The following is a 14,798-nucleotide window of genomic DNA, read 5'->3' on the forward strand; positions in this document are numbered from 1 at the left end:
ACGATGAAGGCAGTAATTCTGGCGGGTGGCCTGGGCACGCGCATCAGCGAAGAATCGCACCTGAAGCCCAAGCCGATGATCGAGATCGGTGGCAAGCCAATTCTTTGGCACATCATGAAACAGTACTCCGCCCACGGGATTCATGACTTCGTGATCTGCCTTGGCTACAAGGGCTATGCGATCAAGGACTTCTTCGCCAACTACTTTCTGCACACCTCCGACGTCACTTTCGACATGTGCAACAACCGTATGGACGTTCACCAGAATTACAGTGAGCCGTGGCGCGTCACGCTGATCGACACCGGTGAGGAAACCATGACTGGTGGCCGTTTGCGACGGGCCGGCCGCTATCTGGAAAACGAAGAAGCGTTCTGCTTTACCTACGGCGACGGCGTGTCTGACTTGAACATCAGCGCCCTGGTGGACTTTCACCTTTCCCACGGCAAGCTTGCCACGGTCACGGCGGTCCAGCCGCCCGGTCGTTATGGCGCCCTGGAGCGCGAAGGTTATCTGGTTCGCGGTTTCACTGAAAAACCTCGTGGGGACGGTGGCTGGATCAATGGTGGTTTCTTTGTGCTGTCGCCTAAGGTGCTGCCGCTGATTACCGCGGATGAGACGGTTTGGGAGTCCGAACCTTTGACCGGCCTGGCCAGCGATGGCCAGCTTGCTGCTTTCCAGCACGACGGCTTTTGGCATCCGATGGACACCCTGCGCGACAAGAATCACCTTGAGGCGCTGTGGCAGAGCGGGGAGGCCCCATGGAAGCAATGGGACTGAGTCCGCAATTCTGGCGTGGCAAACGGGTGCTGCTGACCGGCCACACCGGTTTCAAGGGCAGCTGGTTGACGTTGTGGCTGCAAAGCCTCGGGGCCGAGGTCAGCGGGTTTTCGCTCGATCCGTCCACCGAGCCGAGCCTGTTCGAACTGGCGCGGGTACACGAGGGCATCAACGATCAGCGTGGTGATCTGCGTGATCTGGGCGCCTTGCTGGAACTGATCGTCGAAACCCAGCCGCAAATCGTCCTGCACCTGGCGGCCCAACCGCTGGTGCGCGAAGGCTATCGCGATCCGCTCGGCACCTATTCCAGTAACGTCATGGGCACGCTCAATCTGCTCGAAGCGATCCGCCAGGTCGGCGGCGTGCGTGCCTGTGTGTTAGTGACCACCGACAAGGTCTACGCCAACAAGGAATGGCTGTGGCCGTACCGCGAAGACGAAGCCCTGGGCGGTCACGATCCTTACAGCAGCAGCAAGGCTTGCTGCGAATTGTTGGCGCAGTCTTATGCCGCATCGTTTTTCCCGGCCGACAAGTACGCCGAGCATGGCTTGGCGTTGGCCACCGCCCGTGCTGGCAATGTGCTGGGCGGCGGTGACTTTGCGCCGGAACGCCTGATTCCCGATGTGCTCAAGGCCTGGTCGGCCGACCAGCCAGTGACCCTGCGCTACCCGCAGGCCGTGCGCCCATGGCAGCACGCTCTTGAGCCTTTGGCAGGTTACCTGCAATTGGCTGCCGGTCTCTACGAACAAGGCCCACAGTTTGCCGGCGCGTGGAACTTCGGTCCGAGCGAAGCGGACATGTGCAGCGTCGGCGAAGTGGTCGAGTTGCTTGCCAGCCGCTGGCCGCAAGCACGCGGATTGCGCATCGAGCCGAGTGATTTGCACGAAGCCGGCCTGTTGCGCCTGGACAGCAGTCGCGCCCGTCAACGGTTGGCCTGGCAACCGCGCTGGTCGTTGCAGCAGTGCCTGACCCAGACCCTCGATTGGCATCTGGCGTGGCAGAACGGTGATGACATGCGTGAAGTCACCCTGAACCAGTTGAACCTGTACCGAGGCGCGTTGTGAGCGAGTTTCTGTTGAAAGCCTTGCCGCTGGCCGGTCTGTTCAGCGTGCAGCACAAACGCTTCGAAGATGATCGTGGGCATTTCGCCCGGCTGTTTTGCGAAGGCAGCCTGAGCGCTTTCGGCCAGCCGTTTCATATCCGCCAGATCAACCACTCCTGCACCCGTGCGCGGGGCAGTGTGCGCGGTCTGCATTATCAAAATTCCAATGCGCCGGAAGCCAAGTTGATTACCTGCCTGCGCGGCGAAGTCTGGGATGTGGCGGTGGACTTGCGCCCCGATTCCGAAACCTTTCTGCACTGGCACGCCGAGCACCTGAAGGCCGGTGACGGTCGCAGCTTGCTGATCCCGTCCGGGTTCGCCCACGGCTTCCAGACGCTGACCGATGACGCCGAATTGCTCTACCTGCACAGCGCTGATTACACGCCTGCGTACGAGGGCGGGTTGTCGGTGAACGATCCACGGCTGGCGATTGCCTGGCCGTTGCCTGTCAATAATCTGTCGGCCAGGGATTCCAGCCATCCCTTGCTCGATGAACACTTCGCTGGAGTGCGTCTATGAACTGCCGTGGTTGCGGTACTCCTCTGGCCTTGCCGCTGATCGATCTCGGCACCTCGCCGCCATCCAACGCCTATGTGCACGCCGATCGCCTGGAACAAGCCGAGCAATGGGTGCCATTGAAGGTCGCGGTGTGTCAGCAGTGCTGGCTGGTGCAGACCGAGGATTACACCAGCGCCGACAGTCTGTTCGACGCCGAGTATGCGTATTTCAGTTCGTTCTCCAGCACCTGGCTGGCCCATGCCGAGCGCTATGTCGCCGAGATGGTCGAACGCTTCGGCCTGACTGCCGACAGTCGCGTGGTGGAAATCGCCGCCAACGACGGTTACCTGTTGCAGTACGTTGCCGGGCGCGGCATCCCCTGCCTGGGCGTTGAACCAACCCGCAGCACCGCGCAAGCGGCGCGGGAAAAAGGCCTGGAGATTCGCGAACTGTTCTTCGGTCGCGACACCGCCGCGCAGCTGAAAAGCGAAGGCTGGGCCGCCGACCTGATGGCCGCCAACAACGTGTTGGCGCATGTGCCGGACATTAATGATTTTCTCGGTGGGTTCTCCACCTTGCTCAAGCCGACCGGTGTGGCGACGTTCGAATTTCCGCAACTGCTGACGCTGATGGCCGGGCAGCAATTCGACACGCTGTATCACGAGCACTATTCCTACCTGTCCCTGACCGCCGTGCAGACCTTGTGCGAGCGCAATGGCCTGGAAGTGTTCGATGTCAGCCAGTTGTCGACCCATGGCGGTTCGTTGCGGGTGTTCGTCCAGCGGGCCGACGGTGTTCGCCGTGAGGTGCAGCCAGCCGTTCAACAGCAGTTGCAGGCCGAGCTGGCAGCGGGAGTGAAAACCCCCGAGTACTACGCGACCCTGGCGCCAGCGGCCGAGGGCATCAAGCACGAACTGCTGCGTTTCCTGCTGCAAGCCAAGGCCGACGGCAAGCGCGTGGTCGGTTATGGTGCGGCAGCCAAGGGCAACACCTTGCTCAACTACGCCGGGGTCAAACCGGACCTGTTGGCCTGGGTGGCCGATGCCAACCCGCACAAGCAGGGCAAGTACTTGCCGGGCAGTCGAATCCCGGTGGTTTCGCCCGACCGCATCGATCTTGAAAAACCCGACTACATCCTGGTTTTGCCCTGGAACCTGTTGACTGAGATCACCCAACAATTCGCCTCGGTCAAAGTGTGGGGCGCGCGGTTTGTTGTCGCCGTTCCGGAGTTGAGCATTCAATGAGCAGAATTCATTACACCAAGCCGAGCGTGGGCGAGTTGGAAGCCCGGTATGCCCTGGACGCCGTTCAGAACGGTTGGGGCGCACGTTGCTACGAATATCTGACGCGTTTCGAGCATGGTTTTGCCGAGCATCTTGGCGCCACCTACGCCATCGCGACCTCCAGCTGTACTGGCGCCTTGCACATGGGGATGGCGGCGTTGGACATTGGTGCTGGCGATGAGGTGATCCTGGGCAACACTAACTGGATCGCGTCGGCGGCGCCCATTACCTACCTGGGTGCCACGCCGGTATTCGTCGATGTTCTGGCGGATAGCTGGTGCCTGGACCCGGAGCAGGTCAGGCGTGCAATTACCCCGCGAACCAAAGCCATTCTCGCAGTGCACCTCTACGGTAACCTGTGTGATATGGACGCCTTGCTGGCGATCGGTCGGGAACACAATATTCCGGTGATCGAAGACGCCGCTGAGGCCATCGGCTCGCAATGGCGTGGTCGGGCGGCCGGTTCTCTAGGCGCATTCGGTGCGTTCTCGTTTCATGGCACCAAGACCATGACCACCGGCGAGGGCGGGATTTTCGTCACCTCGGACAAAGCCTTGTACGAGCGCGTCCTGACCTTATCCAACCATGGCCGGGTCGCTGGCAGCACCAAACAGTTCTGGCCGGAGTTCATCGGCTTCAAATACAAGATGAGCAACCTGCAGGCCGCCGTCGGTTGCGCTCAGGTCGAGCGTATCGATGAGCTGATCAGTCGCAAGCGTGAGATTTTCGCCAATTACGCCCGCGCCCTGACATTACTGCCGGGTGTTTCCCTGAACCCTGAGCCTGAGCACTCGCGTAACGGCTACTGGATGCCGACAGTGGTGTTCGATGCGGAGACCGGGATTCGCCGGGATGAGTTGATCGCCGCTTTCCAGGCTGCCGATATCGATGCCAGGGTGTTCTTCTGGCCGTTGTCGTCGTTGCCGATGTTCAGCGAACACTCTGTCGACACACCGGTGGCTTTCGCCTTGCCGGAGCGCGCATTCAACCTGCCGAGTTATCACGATATGACCGACGCCGATCAGCAACGAGTGGTGGATGTCGTGCGTGCCCTGCTCGCAAAAAGGCAGCTGTCGTGAAGATTTATTTGCTGGGCGCGGCCAACCCCGAAGCGGTGCGCATGCTTCACGCGGTGAAGCGCAGCACCCCCAACGTCGAATTCGCCTTTCTGGATAACGACCCGAGTAAGCAGGGCACGCTGTTTTATGGGGTACCGGTGATCGGCGGCTCGGATCGGGTGAGCGAACTCAAAGGGCCTCAGGCGCGCTTCGTGAACCTGATCACCGGCAGTACCCGGCTGCGCTACGAGACCACCCGCCAACTGGTCGAGGCCGGCGCCACCCTGGGCCAATTCGTTCACCCGGGTATCGACCTGACCATGATTCGCATGGGGCAGGGCAGTTATCTACAGGAAGGCGTGCTCATGCAGGCCGAAGTAACGCTGGGCGACAACACCAGTATCAGTGCCGGCAGCGTGGTGGGGCATGAAGGACGGATCGGCCACTCGGTTTTCATGGCACCAGGGGTGTGTATCGCCGGTTGCGTGGAAATCGGCGACGGGACATTTATCGGTACCAACGCCACCATCCTGCCGCGCCTGCGCATCGGTCGCTGGGTCACCATCGGCGCCGGCGCCGTTGTCACCAAAGATGTTCCGGATTATTCGGTCGTGGCGGGCAATCCCGCCAGGATCATCAAGACCAACGCGGTGCCTTACCCCGACGGTAAGGTATTCAAGTAAGCCGTTTCCCTTTTTTTTTGGAGAGTTGCGATGAATCCCCATGAGCAGTTTCGTGAAGAAGTAAAAGGCAACATCGAAGGTTTGAAGAAAGACAAAGCGCTGCAGGCCGAGTCCCTGGACTGGGTCGGCACCACGGCCAAACACAAGTACACCTACAACTTCAGCTGGATGGGCCGCCCGATCATTCAGTTCCCCCAGGACATGGTGGCCATGCAGGAAATCATCTGGAACTTGCGCCCGGATGTGATCGTGGAAACCGGGATCGCCCACGGCGGGTCGTTGGTGTTTTACGCCTCGATGCTGGAGCTGATCGGCCATGGTGAAGTACTGGGTGTCGACATCGATATTCGCCAGCACAACCGCGAAGCGATCGAAGCCCATCCGATGAGCAAACGAATCCAGATGATTCAGGGTTCGAGCATCGACACCGCGATCGTCGATCAGGTGCGCGAGCGCATTCAGGGCAAGAAAGTGCTGGTGGTGCTGGACTCCAATCACACCCATCAACACGTGCTGGAAGAGTTGCGCCTGTATGCACCGATGGTCTCGGTCGGCAGCTACTGCGTGGTCATGGACACGGTCGTCGAAGACATGCCGGAAGACGCCTTTCCGGACCGTCCATGGGGCAAGGGTGATAACCCTAAAACCGCCGTTTGGGCGTACCTGGAAGAAAACCGGGATTTCGAGATAGATCAGGCGATTCACAGCAAACTGCTGATCACCGTCGCGCCGGATGGCTACCTGCGCCGGGTGCGTTAAACGACAACTTCATTCAAGTGTTCATCAGGCAATAGGTCTGTGGCGGGGAAGGATATGCAAGGCATTTACGGTTCTGAAAACACGTTGCCCCTGAGTGAGCTGTTCACTCTGGTGCTGATTACGCACAATCGTCCGGCGTTTTTGCGCAGGGCGTTGCAGTTCTACAGCACGCTGCCTTGCAGGATTCTGGTCCTTGATTCGTCAGCCGTTGCTCTGGATGGCGCGGCGACGGTTGCAGACACCATCGACTATCGGCATTTGCCGCAGTTCGGCTATTGGGGCATCCAGGCCAAGCTGGTATACGGTGTCGAACAGGTCACCACGCCGTACATGGTGTTCGCCTCCGACGATGATTTCCTGTTGCACGGTGCTCTCACCGAATCGGTGAACTTCCTCGAAGCCAACCCCGACTACGGTTTGTGCCACGGCTATTGCCTGATGTACCTGACCCACGCCAATTATGTGCAGTACTACCGTCGCGACAAGAAGGTGCAGGAGGATTACAACGCCGAACAAGGCCAGGACCGTGTACTCGATTACATGGGGCAGTACATTCCGCCGTTCTATGCCGTGCATCGGACCTCGTTGTTGCGTGACTGGTACGAAGCGATGCCGGAAGGCACGATCTTCCAGTGGCAGGAAATCGGCCACGTGTACTACATGCTGGCACGGGCCAAGGCGCGAATTCTCCCGGCACCCTATGTGGTACGTGAAGTCAATTACGGGCGTTCGGATCACAACACTGAAATCATGACGACCTTGAGTTTCAAGGACGCCCGCTCTGTCGCCGAGCGCGAGCGCTTTGCCGGGTTCCTGTCATCGCTGCCGACGGGTATCACCGGTCTCGACCAACAGCAGACCGCCCAGTTGGCCCTGCAAAGCTTCGCCGCTTTGGCCGACAGCCTGACTGCCCGCAACGCGCTGACCATCGAACCGATATTCGAGTCTTACTGGACCGATCCGACGGTCGGCCCGAAGCGTGTCTTCGGCCCGGAGCAATACGTCGAGATGCCGTTCTACAACAGCGCCTTCTTCGAGCAACTGGCGGAGTGCGAGTTTCTGCTCCATGCAATGCCGGCCGGCCGTTTGCAACTTGAGGAAATGGAAGGGACATTGCTCAAGCAGCAGACACTGCAGCGTACTTACTCCAATGACAGTCCGGCGACGATCCAGACGCGCCTGCTTCAAGCCGTGGAACTCGGCGCCTTCAACCGTCGAGTCGTGCAAAAGCTCGCTCAGCAACTGGTGGACATGGGGGAAACGGCTGATGCCCAAGTGTTGGCCGATTGGGTGCAGCGCCTGGACAGTGTGCCGACCCACGATAGTCGTCAGTTGCTCGACACGATGCCGTCGGGACGTCTGCTCAACTGGTTGCAGGCACGGGAGCCAAATGAGACTGCGGTGAGGAAAATCAACCAGCATCTGGCAGCCAATGACGGTGGACCCCAGTTCGGCATTTTGTTGCTGGACCTGGACGCAGACATGGACAAGCTTCAGGCCAGCTTCGATAGTCTGATGGAGAGCGCGTTCCGGGCCTTCAAAGTGGTGGTCTTCACCACCGGCGATCTGCCGGCAGTCACCACCGAACAAAACACCCTGCATTTCGTCAAGGTCACCACGAGCAACTATGTCGATAAGCTGAACCAGATTGCTCGCCAGTCGACCTCGGACTGGTTGCTGCTGGCCGAGGCGGGCGACGAGTTCACCGCGGCGGGTCTGTTGCGTGCCAGCCTGGAGTTGCAGAACGCCGAGGGTTGCCGTGCGGTGGCGGTGGACGAGATTCATCGTCAGGCCAATGGCACGCTGGTCGATGTCTTCCGTCCCGCCTTCAACCTCGATTTGTTGCAGAGCCTGCCGGCGCTGACTGCGCGGCATTGGCTGATCCGGCGTGAGGTGTTGGTGGAGGTCGGCGGTTTTGCTCGTGAGTTCACTTCGGCGCTCGAGTTCGACCTGTTGCTGCGCCTGATCGAAGCCGGCGGCCTGGCCGGGCTCGCGCATCTGGCAGAGCCTTTGCTGATCACCCAGGCACCGCTGCCGGGGCCTATTGAACACGAACGCCAGACTCTGGTTCGTCATCTGGCGACCCGCGGATATCAGGCCCAGGTCAGTGCCGAAGCGTCGGGAGGCTACCGTATCGACTACCGTCACGCCGATCGTCCGAAGGTTTCGATCATCGTTCACAGCCAGGACAACCTGGAGTGTTTGCAGCGCTGCCTGGTCAGCGTGTTGCAACGCACGCGCTATCAGAACAATGAGATCGTGATCGTCGACAATCACAGCCAGTCCGCCGAACTGCTCGCCTGGCTGGAAAGCCTGGAGCAGAACGGTCGTGGCCGGGTTCGTCTGGTCAGGGCAGAGCAGCGTCTGAGCACTTCGGCACTACTTAACCTGGCTGTAGAACAGGCTCAGGGCGAATACCTGGTGCTGCTGGCGGCGGACGCCGAGGTCGTTAACGCCAACTGGATCGAGGCACTGCTTAACCAGGCGCAGCGTCCTGAGGTAGGAGTGGTCGGGGCCAAACTGGTGGATGCCAATGGCAATGTGACGGGGGCCGGTTTGATTCTGGGCCTCAATGGCGGGGTCGCTTCACCTTTCGCAGGCGAGAAAAAAGATGCCCAGGGCTACATGCGTCGCTTGGTCGTCGAACAGAACTATCAGGCTGTCTCTGGTGCTTGTCTGATGATTCGCAAGCAAGTGTTTGATGACGTCGGTGGATTGGACCAAGAGCATTTCGACGAGGCTTACGCCGATGTCGATCTGTGCCTGAAAGTTGCCGACGCAGGTTTGCTGACGGTCTGGACACCACAAGTGCAGATTACGCACCCCGGGACTTTGCCGGACAATCCGCAGGCGGCAGCTGCCCTGCGTGACAAGTGGCCCGCCCGTTTCGAGCAGGACTCAGCCTACAACCAGAACCTGGCCTTGACTGGCAAGGGCTTTACCCTCGGCGAACCGACCAGCATTGACTGGGCGCAGTTGCTCGCATAAGCCTGGCTGACAGGTAAAAGGACTCAAGGCATGTTCAACGGTAAATCGATTTTCATCTCTGGCGGCACCGGTTCGTTCGGACGCAACTTCATCCGCCGCTTGCTGGAGCAATACCAGCCCAAGCGTGTGGTGGTGTTTTCCCGCGATGAGCTTAAGCAGTACGAGATGCAGCAGACGTTCAACGCGCCGTGCATGCGTTACTTCATCGGTGATGTGCGCGACGCCGACCGTTTGCGTCAGGCCATGCGCGGTATCGATTATGTGGTGCACGCCGCGGCGCTGAAGCAAGTGCCAGCGGCGGAATACAACCCCACCGAATGCATCCGCACCAACGTCAACGGCGCGGAAAACATCATTGCCGCGGCCATCGACAACGGCGTGAAAAAAGTTGTCGCGCTGTCAACCGACAAGGCTGCCAGCCCGATCAACTTGTACGGCGCGACCAAGCTGCTGTCGGATAAATTGTTCGTGGCTGCCAACAACATTGCCGGCGAGCAACAAACCCGGTTTGCCGTGGTGCGCTATGGCAACGTCGCCGGCTCGCGGGGTTCGGTGGTGCCGTTCTTCAGCAAGCTGATTGCCGAGGGCGCCAAAGAGCTGCCGATCACCGATGAGCGCATGACGCGGTTCTGGATCACCCTCGATCACGGCGTGAAGTTTGTGCTCGACAGCTTCGCCCGCATGCACGGTGGTGAAGTGTTTGTGCCGAAGATCCCGTCGATTCGCATCGTCGATCTGGCGCAGGGCATGGCTGAACATTTGCCGCATAAACACGTCGGCATTCGTCCGGGGGAAAAACTCCATGAGCTGATGGTACCGCTGGACGACGCGCGCATGACCCTGGAGTTCGACGATCACTACACCATTCAGCCGTCGATCCGTTTCACCAGCGTCGACGTGGATTTTGCCGTCGACAAACTGGGCGAGCAGGGCCGGCCGGTGGGCGAAGATTTCGAGTACCGTTCCGATACCAACCCGCACTTCCTGTCAGTCGGCCAGATCGCCGACCTGCACGCGGAACTGTCGGCATGATTCCCTACGGTCGGCAAAGCCTCGATCAGGCGGATATCGATGCGGTGGTCGCCGTGTTGCAGTCCGACTGGCTGACCCAAGGGCCGACCATCGAGCGTTTCGAACAGGCGATGGCCGAGCGTTGCCAGGCCGATTTCGCGGTGGCGGTGTGCAATGCCACGGCGGCGTTGCACATTGCCTGCCTCGCGGCGGGCCTAGGGCCGGGCGATCGGTTATGGACCTCGCCGAACACCTTTCTGGCCTCGGCCAACTGCGGTCGCTACTGCGGCGCCGATGTCGATTTTGTCGACATTGACCCGCTGACCTGGAACCTCGATGCCTACGCCTTGGCGTCGAAGTTGGAAATCGCCGAGCGCGACGGCAAGCTGCCGAAAGTGCTGGTGGCGGTAGCGTTCTCCGGGCAGAGCTGCGATATGCGCATGATCGCCGAACTGGCTGAACGTTACGGTTTCACGGTGATCGAGGATGCCTCCCACGCGGTCGGCGCGTCCTATGCCGGGCGCCCGGTGGGTTGCGGTGAATTCGCGGCAATGACCGTGTTCAGTTTCCATCCAGTGAAGATTATCACCAGTGCCGAAGGCGGCATGGTGCTGACCAATCGCCCGGAACTGGCCGAGCGCTTGCAACGCCTGCGCAGCCACGGCATGACCCGTGACCCCGAACAGATGACCGAACCCAGCCACGGCCCCTGGTACTACCAGCAAGTGGAGCTGGGCTTCAATTACCGGATCACCGACCTGCAAGCGGCCCTCGGTCTGTCACAGCTGAACAAGCTCGATGGCTTTATTGAGCGTCGACGCGAACTGGCGGCGCGTTACGACCGGTTGCTGGCGTACTTGCCGCTGACCTTGCCCAGCACGCAGCCTGAAGCCGAATCGGCGTGGCATCTGTACGTGGTGCGCTTGCAGACGGAGCGGATCAACCTCAGTCATCGACAGGTGTTCGAAGGCTTGCGAGCGGCCGGTGTCGGGGTGAATCTGCACTATATTCCCGTGCACTTGCAGCCGTACTATCGCGACCTGGGTTTTGCCGAGGGTGATTTCCCCCAGGCCGAACGTTATTACGCCGAGGCCATCAGCCTGCCGCTGTTTCCTCTGCTGAGCGATGAACAACAGGACTATGTGGTCGAGCAATTGCGACGACTGATCCTTGAGGAGTAGTGACTCTTGAGCTGTGTTGCGATCATTCCGGCCCGTGGTGGCAGCAAGCGAATCCCGCGCAAGAACCTCAAGCCGTTCGACGGCGTGCCGATGATCGTCCGTTCGATTCGCACCGCGTTGGAGTCGCGCCTGTTCGACCAGGTGATCGTCAGTACCGACGATGAGGAAATCGCCGACGTCGCACGAGCCAATGGCGCTCAGGTGCCGTTCATGCGGCCAGGGGCACTGGCTGACGATTTCACCGGGACTGCGGCAGTGATTGTGCATGCCTTGAATCAATTGCCACCGTTCGACCATGCCTGCTGCATCTATGCGACGGCGCCGTTGTTGCAAGCGCGTTATCTGCGTCAGGGGCATGAGTTGCTGGTGCAGCACCCGGACAAGTCTTTCGCGTTTTCAGTCACCGGTTTTGGTTTTCCGGTGCAGCGGGCCTTGACCCTAGACGCGCAGGGCGCCCTGACCTCGCTCTATCCGGAGTTTCGTGACACCCGCTCCCAGGACTTGCCCGAAGCCTTTCAAGACGCCGGCCAGTTCTACTGGGGACGCAGCGAGGCCTGGTTGCGTGGTGATGCACTGTTCTCGCCAGCGAGCCTGCCGGTGATTTTGCCGCGCTACCTGGTACAGGACATCGACACCCTTGAAGACTGGAAACGCGCCGAATACCTTTACGCCGCATTGAAGGCTGGTGGTGAGTTGCAATGAGGATACTGATCCGCGCTGACGCGTCGCCAACGATTGGCAGCGGCCATATCGCCCGCTGCCTGACCCTGGCCAGGGTGTTGCGCAAGCAGGGCACGCACGTTGCCTTCGCCTGTCGCCTGCTGCCGGGGCATCGACTGGACAGCCTGGCCAGCGAGGGCTTCGAGACCTTCGCGCTGCCGGCGCGCTACCCCGATGAAGATCCGCAACAGGCCATCGAGTCGATGCTGCCGTGGCAGGCGGACATCGCCGCGCTGGCGCAAGCCCTGGAAAGCCATCCGGCTTTCGACTGGATCATCGTCGACCACTATGGCCTCGATCATCACTGGCAGACCGCGGCCCGTCGCTGGGCACCGAGGATCGCGGCGGTGGATGACCTGGCCACTCGGCAGTACCGCGTCGATCTGCTGCTCAATCAAAATCTGTCGGGCACCCCAGAGGCTTATGCCTCGCTGCTGACGCCCGACTGCCAGACCTTGCTCGGTCCACGTTTTGCGATGTTGCGCGATGAGTTCTGCTGCCCGGCGGTCGAGATCAAGCCTCGGGCCAGGCGAGTATTGGTGAACTTCGGCGGCTTCGATGTGGCCATGCAGACCCACCACGCGATGTTGGCGCTGGCGGACCTTCATGAGCTGGAGGTCGATTTCGTGGCGGGTGCCGACAACCCAGCCTGGGAGCAGATGCAGGCGCTGGCGGCGTATCGTCCGAACTGGCGCCTGCACAGTTTTGTCAGCGACTTCTACCGGCTGATGACCGAGGCTGACCTGTTTATCGGTGCCGGTGGCGGCACCAGTTGGGAGCGGGCGGCCATGGGGCTGCCGACGATTTGCATTGCGGTCTCGAATAATCAGCAGGCCAACGGTGAGGTGATGGCAACCTCGGGGGCTCATGTGTTCCTGGGCAACCGCGAGCATGTCAGCGTCGAACAATTGCGTCAGGCCATTGGTTTTGTCGTAGGCAATCAAGGTTTTCGTCAAAGTATGGCCGAACGCTCACGGCAGTTGGTCGATGGCCGTGGCGCGCAGCGGGTGGCGGCAGCACTGGCGGGAGCGGTACTGCAGGTGCGTCGAGCCGATCCGGACGATGCGCAATTGTTGTTCGAGGGACGTAATGCCGAGGCGGTACGGCGCTGGTCGCTGGACACCCACGCCATCGATTGGCAGCGGCATCAGGTCTGGTTGGCCGCGAGCCTGAACAACCCTCAGCGACTGCTGTTGATTGCCGAGGCGGATGACGGCCCGGTCGGTATGCTGCGCTATGACCTTGACGGTACTCGGGCCGAAGTCTCGATCTATCTGTTCGAAGGCCGATTCGGCCTGGGCTGGGGCAGGGCGCTGCTGGCGCGGGGCGAAGCGTTCGTCACGGTGCATTGGCCACAACTTGAGGCCATCACCGCTCAGGTGCTGCCGGCCAATCAGCCATCGCTGAAGGTTTTCCGCGAGGGTGGTTTTACTCAGAGTGCTTGCGCGTTCACGCGCGTGTTGAAGGATCCAGAACAATGACCAGTTTCAAGATCGGTAATCGCTCGATCGGTGCCGATGCGCCACCGTTCATCATTGCCGAGATGAGCGGCAACCATAACCAGTCGCTGGACATGGCGATAAAAATCGTCGAAGCCGCAGCCAAGGCCGGCGCCCATGCCTTGAAGCTGCAAACCTACACCGCCGAGACCATGACTCTGGACTTGTCCGAAGGCGAGTTCTTCATCAAGGACCCCAACAGCTTGTGGGCCGGTTCTTCGCTGTATGCGCTGTACGAAAAGGCCCACACGCCGTGGGAATGGCACGCGCCGATTTTCGCCCGGGCCAAAGAGCTGGGCATGCTGGCGTTCTCCACACCGTTCGATGACACCGCGGTGGACTTCCTTGAAAGCCTCGATGTGCCGGCCTACAAGATCGCCAGCTTCGAGAACACTGATCTGCCGTTGATTCGTCGGGTTGCGGCCACCGGCAAGCCGCTGATCATTTCCACCGGCATGGCCAGCATCGCCGAGCTCGATGAAACCGTGCGTGCCGCCCGTGAGGCCGGTTGCAAGGATCTGGTGTTGCTCAAGTGCACCAGCACTTACCCGGCGACGCCCGCCAACAGCAACGTGCGCACGATTCCTCATCTGCGTGAGTTGTTTGGCTGTGAAGTCGGTTTGTCCGACCATTCGATGGGTGTCGGGGTGTCTGTCGCCGCCGTAGCGCTGGGGGCGACGGTGGTGGAAAAACACTTCACCCTCGACCGTGCCGCCGGAGGCGTGGATGCCAGTTTCTCCCTGGAACCGGCCGAACTCGCCAGCCTGGTGGTCGAAACCGAGCGCGCCTGGCAGGCCATGGGCCAGGTGCATTACGGCGTGACTGACGCCGAGCGCAAGTCCCTGGTGTACCGCCGGTCGCTGTATGTCACCCAGGACATGATCGCCGGAGAGCCATTTACCGCCGCCAATCTGCGGGCCATCCGTCCGGGCCTGGGGCTGCCCCCGAAACACGCTGAAACCCTTCTGGGCCACCGTGCCCGCCAGGCCATCAAGCGCGGAACGCCGCTGGACTGGTCGCTGGTCGAATAACCGCTTGTGGGGCTGATTCGGCAAAATAGCGTGACCTGCGAGTCATTACGCGCATCTTCACTGTATTGTATAAATAGGGAAGAGGGCGCCTGGCCTGCTTTTGGCTCAGTGATGGCCTTTTACTCTTCCCGCTGTCACCTCGTTGAGGGCGACGTTATTCGTTGTTTGTCGGCGCCCCTCGATTCCTTGCGAGCGGTGGTATTGGGCT

At 60.5% G+C, this 14,798-nt stretch carries 13 protein-coding genes; all 13 read left to right on the forward strand.

Annotated features, from left to right (window positions below):
- Positions 1–3 precede the first annotated feature (3 nt).
- Genes rfbF through pseI form a run of 13 tightly spaced genes read left to right on the forward strand, consistent with a single transcriptional unit; the run spans position 4 to position 14,590 of the window.
- Entirely contained in the window at positions 4–777 is a 774-nt protein-coding gene (rfbF, locus tag ACEN8R_RS03260) for a glucose-1-phosphate cytidylyltransferase (RefSeq protein WP_019648083.1), read from the forward strand.
- Positions 759–1,841: a CDP-glucose 4,6-dehydratase gene (gene rfbG, locus ACEN8R_RS03265; RefSeq protein ID WP_495624576.1), complete on the forward strand. Its 1,083-nt coding sequence runs from the start codon at positions 759–761 to the stop codon at positions 1,839–1,841. The genes rfbF and rfbG overlap by 19 nt, the downstream gene beginning before the upstream one ends.
- Positions 1,838–2,398, forward strand: a complete 561-nt coding sequence (locus ACEN8R_RS03270) for a dTDP-4-dehydrorhamnose 3,5-epimerase family protein (protein ID WP_018925020.1) — start codon at positions 1,838–1,840, stop codon at positions 2,396–2,398. Before rfbG ends, ACEN8R_RS03270 begins: the two co-directional genes overlap by 4 nt.
- Positions 2,395–3,621 carry a class I SAM-dependent methyltransferase gene (locus ACEN8R_RS03275; RefSeq protein WP_018925021.1) on the forward strand — a complete coding sequence of 409 codons (1,227 nt, stop codon included), beginning with the start codon at positions 2,395–2,397 and terminating at the stop codon, positions 3,619–3,621. The genes ACEN8R_RS03270 and ACEN8R_RS03275 overlap by 4 nt, the downstream gene beginning before the upstream one ends.
- Positions 3,618–4,739, forward strand: a complete 1,122-nt coding sequence (locus ACEN8R_RS03280; RefSeq protein WP_018925022.1) for a DegT/DnrJ/EryC1/StrS family aminotransferase — start codon at positions 3,618–3,620, stop codon at positions 4,737–4,739. The genes ACEN8R_RS03275 and ACEN8R_RS03280 overlap by 4 nt, the downstream gene beginning before the upstream one ends.
- Positions 4,736–5,401, forward strand: a complete 666-nt coding sequence (locus ACEN8R_RS03285; protein ID WP_018925023.1) for an acetyltransferase — start codon at positions 4,736–4,738, stop codon at positions 5,399–5,401. The genes ACEN8R_RS03280 and ACEN8R_RS03285 overlap by 4 nt, the downstream gene beginning before the upstream one ends.
- A 30-nt stretch (positions 5,402–5,431) precedes the next feature.
- A complete protein-coding gene (locus ACEN8R_RS03290; RefSeq protein ID WP_018925024.1) occupies positions 5,432–6,160 on the forward strand; it encodes a cephalosporin hydroxylase family protein in 729 nt (242 codons plus the stop codon).
- A 54-nt stretch (positions 6,161–6,214) separates the two neighbouring features.
- Complete coding sequence (locus tag ACEN8R_RS03295) at positions 6,215–9,148, forward strand: TIGR00180 family glycosyltransferase (RefSeq protein ID WP_111454404.1); 2,934 nt, start codon at positions 6,215–6,217, stop codon at positions 9,146–9,148.
- A 30-nt stretch (positions 9,149–9,178) separates the two neighbouring features.
- Entirely contained in the window at positions 9,179–10,180 is a 1,002-nt protein-coding gene (gene pseB / locus ACEN8R_RS03300) for a UDP-N-acetylglucosamine 4,6-dehydratase (inverting) (protein WP_019579558.1), read from the forward strand.
- A complete protein-coding gene (pseC, locus tag ACEN8R_RS03305; protein ID WP_111454403.1) occupies positions 10,177–11,340 on the forward strand; it encodes a UDP-4-amino-4,6-dideoxy-N-acetyl-beta-L-altrosamine transaminase in 1,164 nt (387 codons plus the stop codon). Before pseB ends, pseC begins: the two co-directional genes overlap by 4 nt.
- A gap of 6 nt (positions 11,341–11,346) precedes the next feature.
- Positions 11,347–12,042: a pseudaminic acid cytidylyltransferase gene (gene pseF / locus ACEN8R_RS03310; RefSeq protein WP_495624577.1), complete on the forward strand. Its 696-nt coding sequence runs from the start codon at positions 11,347–11,349 to the stop codon at positions 12,040–12,042.
- The gene (gene pseG, locus ACEN8R_RS03315) at positions 12,039–13,541 is read left to right on the forward strand and encodes a UDP-2,4-diacetamido-2,4,6-trideoxy-beta-L-altropyranose hydrolase (RefSeq protein ID WP_495624578.1); all 1,503 of its coding nucleotides are present in this window, start codon (positions 12,039–12,041) and stop codon (positions 13,539–13,541) included. Before pseF ends, pseG begins: the two co-directional genes overlap by 4 nt.
- Positions 13,538–14,590 (forward strand): pseudaminic acid synthase, encoded by a 1,053-nt coding sequence (gene pseI, locus ACEN8R_RS03320; RefSeq protein ID WP_018925030.1) that lies wholly within the window; start codon positions 13,538–13,540, stop codon positions 14,588–14,590. Before pseG ends, pseI begins: the two co-directional genes overlap by 4 nt.
- The last annotated feature ends 208 nt before the right edge of the window (positions 14,591–14,798 follow it).

Source organism: Pseudomonas sp. Pseusp15 (assembly GCF_059492165.1).

Excerpts from the sequence above, each read along its gene's own strand:
- rfbF (WP_019648083.1), top strand. The coding sequence starts at position 4 with ATGAAGGCAGTAATTCTGGCGGGTGGCCTGGGCACGCGCATCAGCGAA.
- rfbG (WP_495624576.1), top strand. The coding sequence starts at position 759 with ATGGAAGCAATGGGACTGAGTCCGCAATTCTGGCGTGGCAAACGGGTG.
- ACEN8R_RS03275 (WP_018925021.1), top strand. The coding sequence starts at position 2,395 with ATGAACTGCCGTGGTTGCGGTACTCCTCTGGCCTTGCCGCTGATCGAT.
- ACEN8R_RS03280 (WP_018925022.1), top strand. The coding sequence starts at position 3,618 with ATGAGCAGAATTCATTACACCAAGCCGAGCGTGGGCGAGTTGGAAGCC.
- ACEN8R_RS03290 (WP_018925024.1), top strand. The coding sequence starts at position 5,432 with ATGAATCCCCATGAGCAGTTTCGTGAAGAAGTAAAAGGCAACATCGAA.
- ACEN8R_RS03295 (WP_111454404.1), top strand. The coding sequence starts at position 6,215 with ATGCAAGGCATTTACGGTTCTGAAAACACGTTGCCCCTGAGTGAGCTG.
- pseB (WP_019579558.1), top strand. The coding sequence starts at position 9,179 with ATGTTCAACGGTAAATCGATTTTCATCTCTGGCGGCACCGGTTCGTTC.
- pseC (WP_111454403.1), top strand. The coding sequence starts at position 10,177 with ATGATTCCCTACGGTCGGCAAAGCCTCGATCAGGCGGATATCGATGCG.
- pseG (WP_495624578.1), top strand. The coding sequence starts at position 12,039 with ATGAGGATACTGATCCGCGCTGACGCGTCGCCAACGATTGGCAGCGGC.
- pseI (WP_018925030.1), top strand. The coding sequence starts at position 13,538 with ATGACCAGTTTCAAGATCGGTAATCGCTCGATCGGTGCCGATGCGCCA.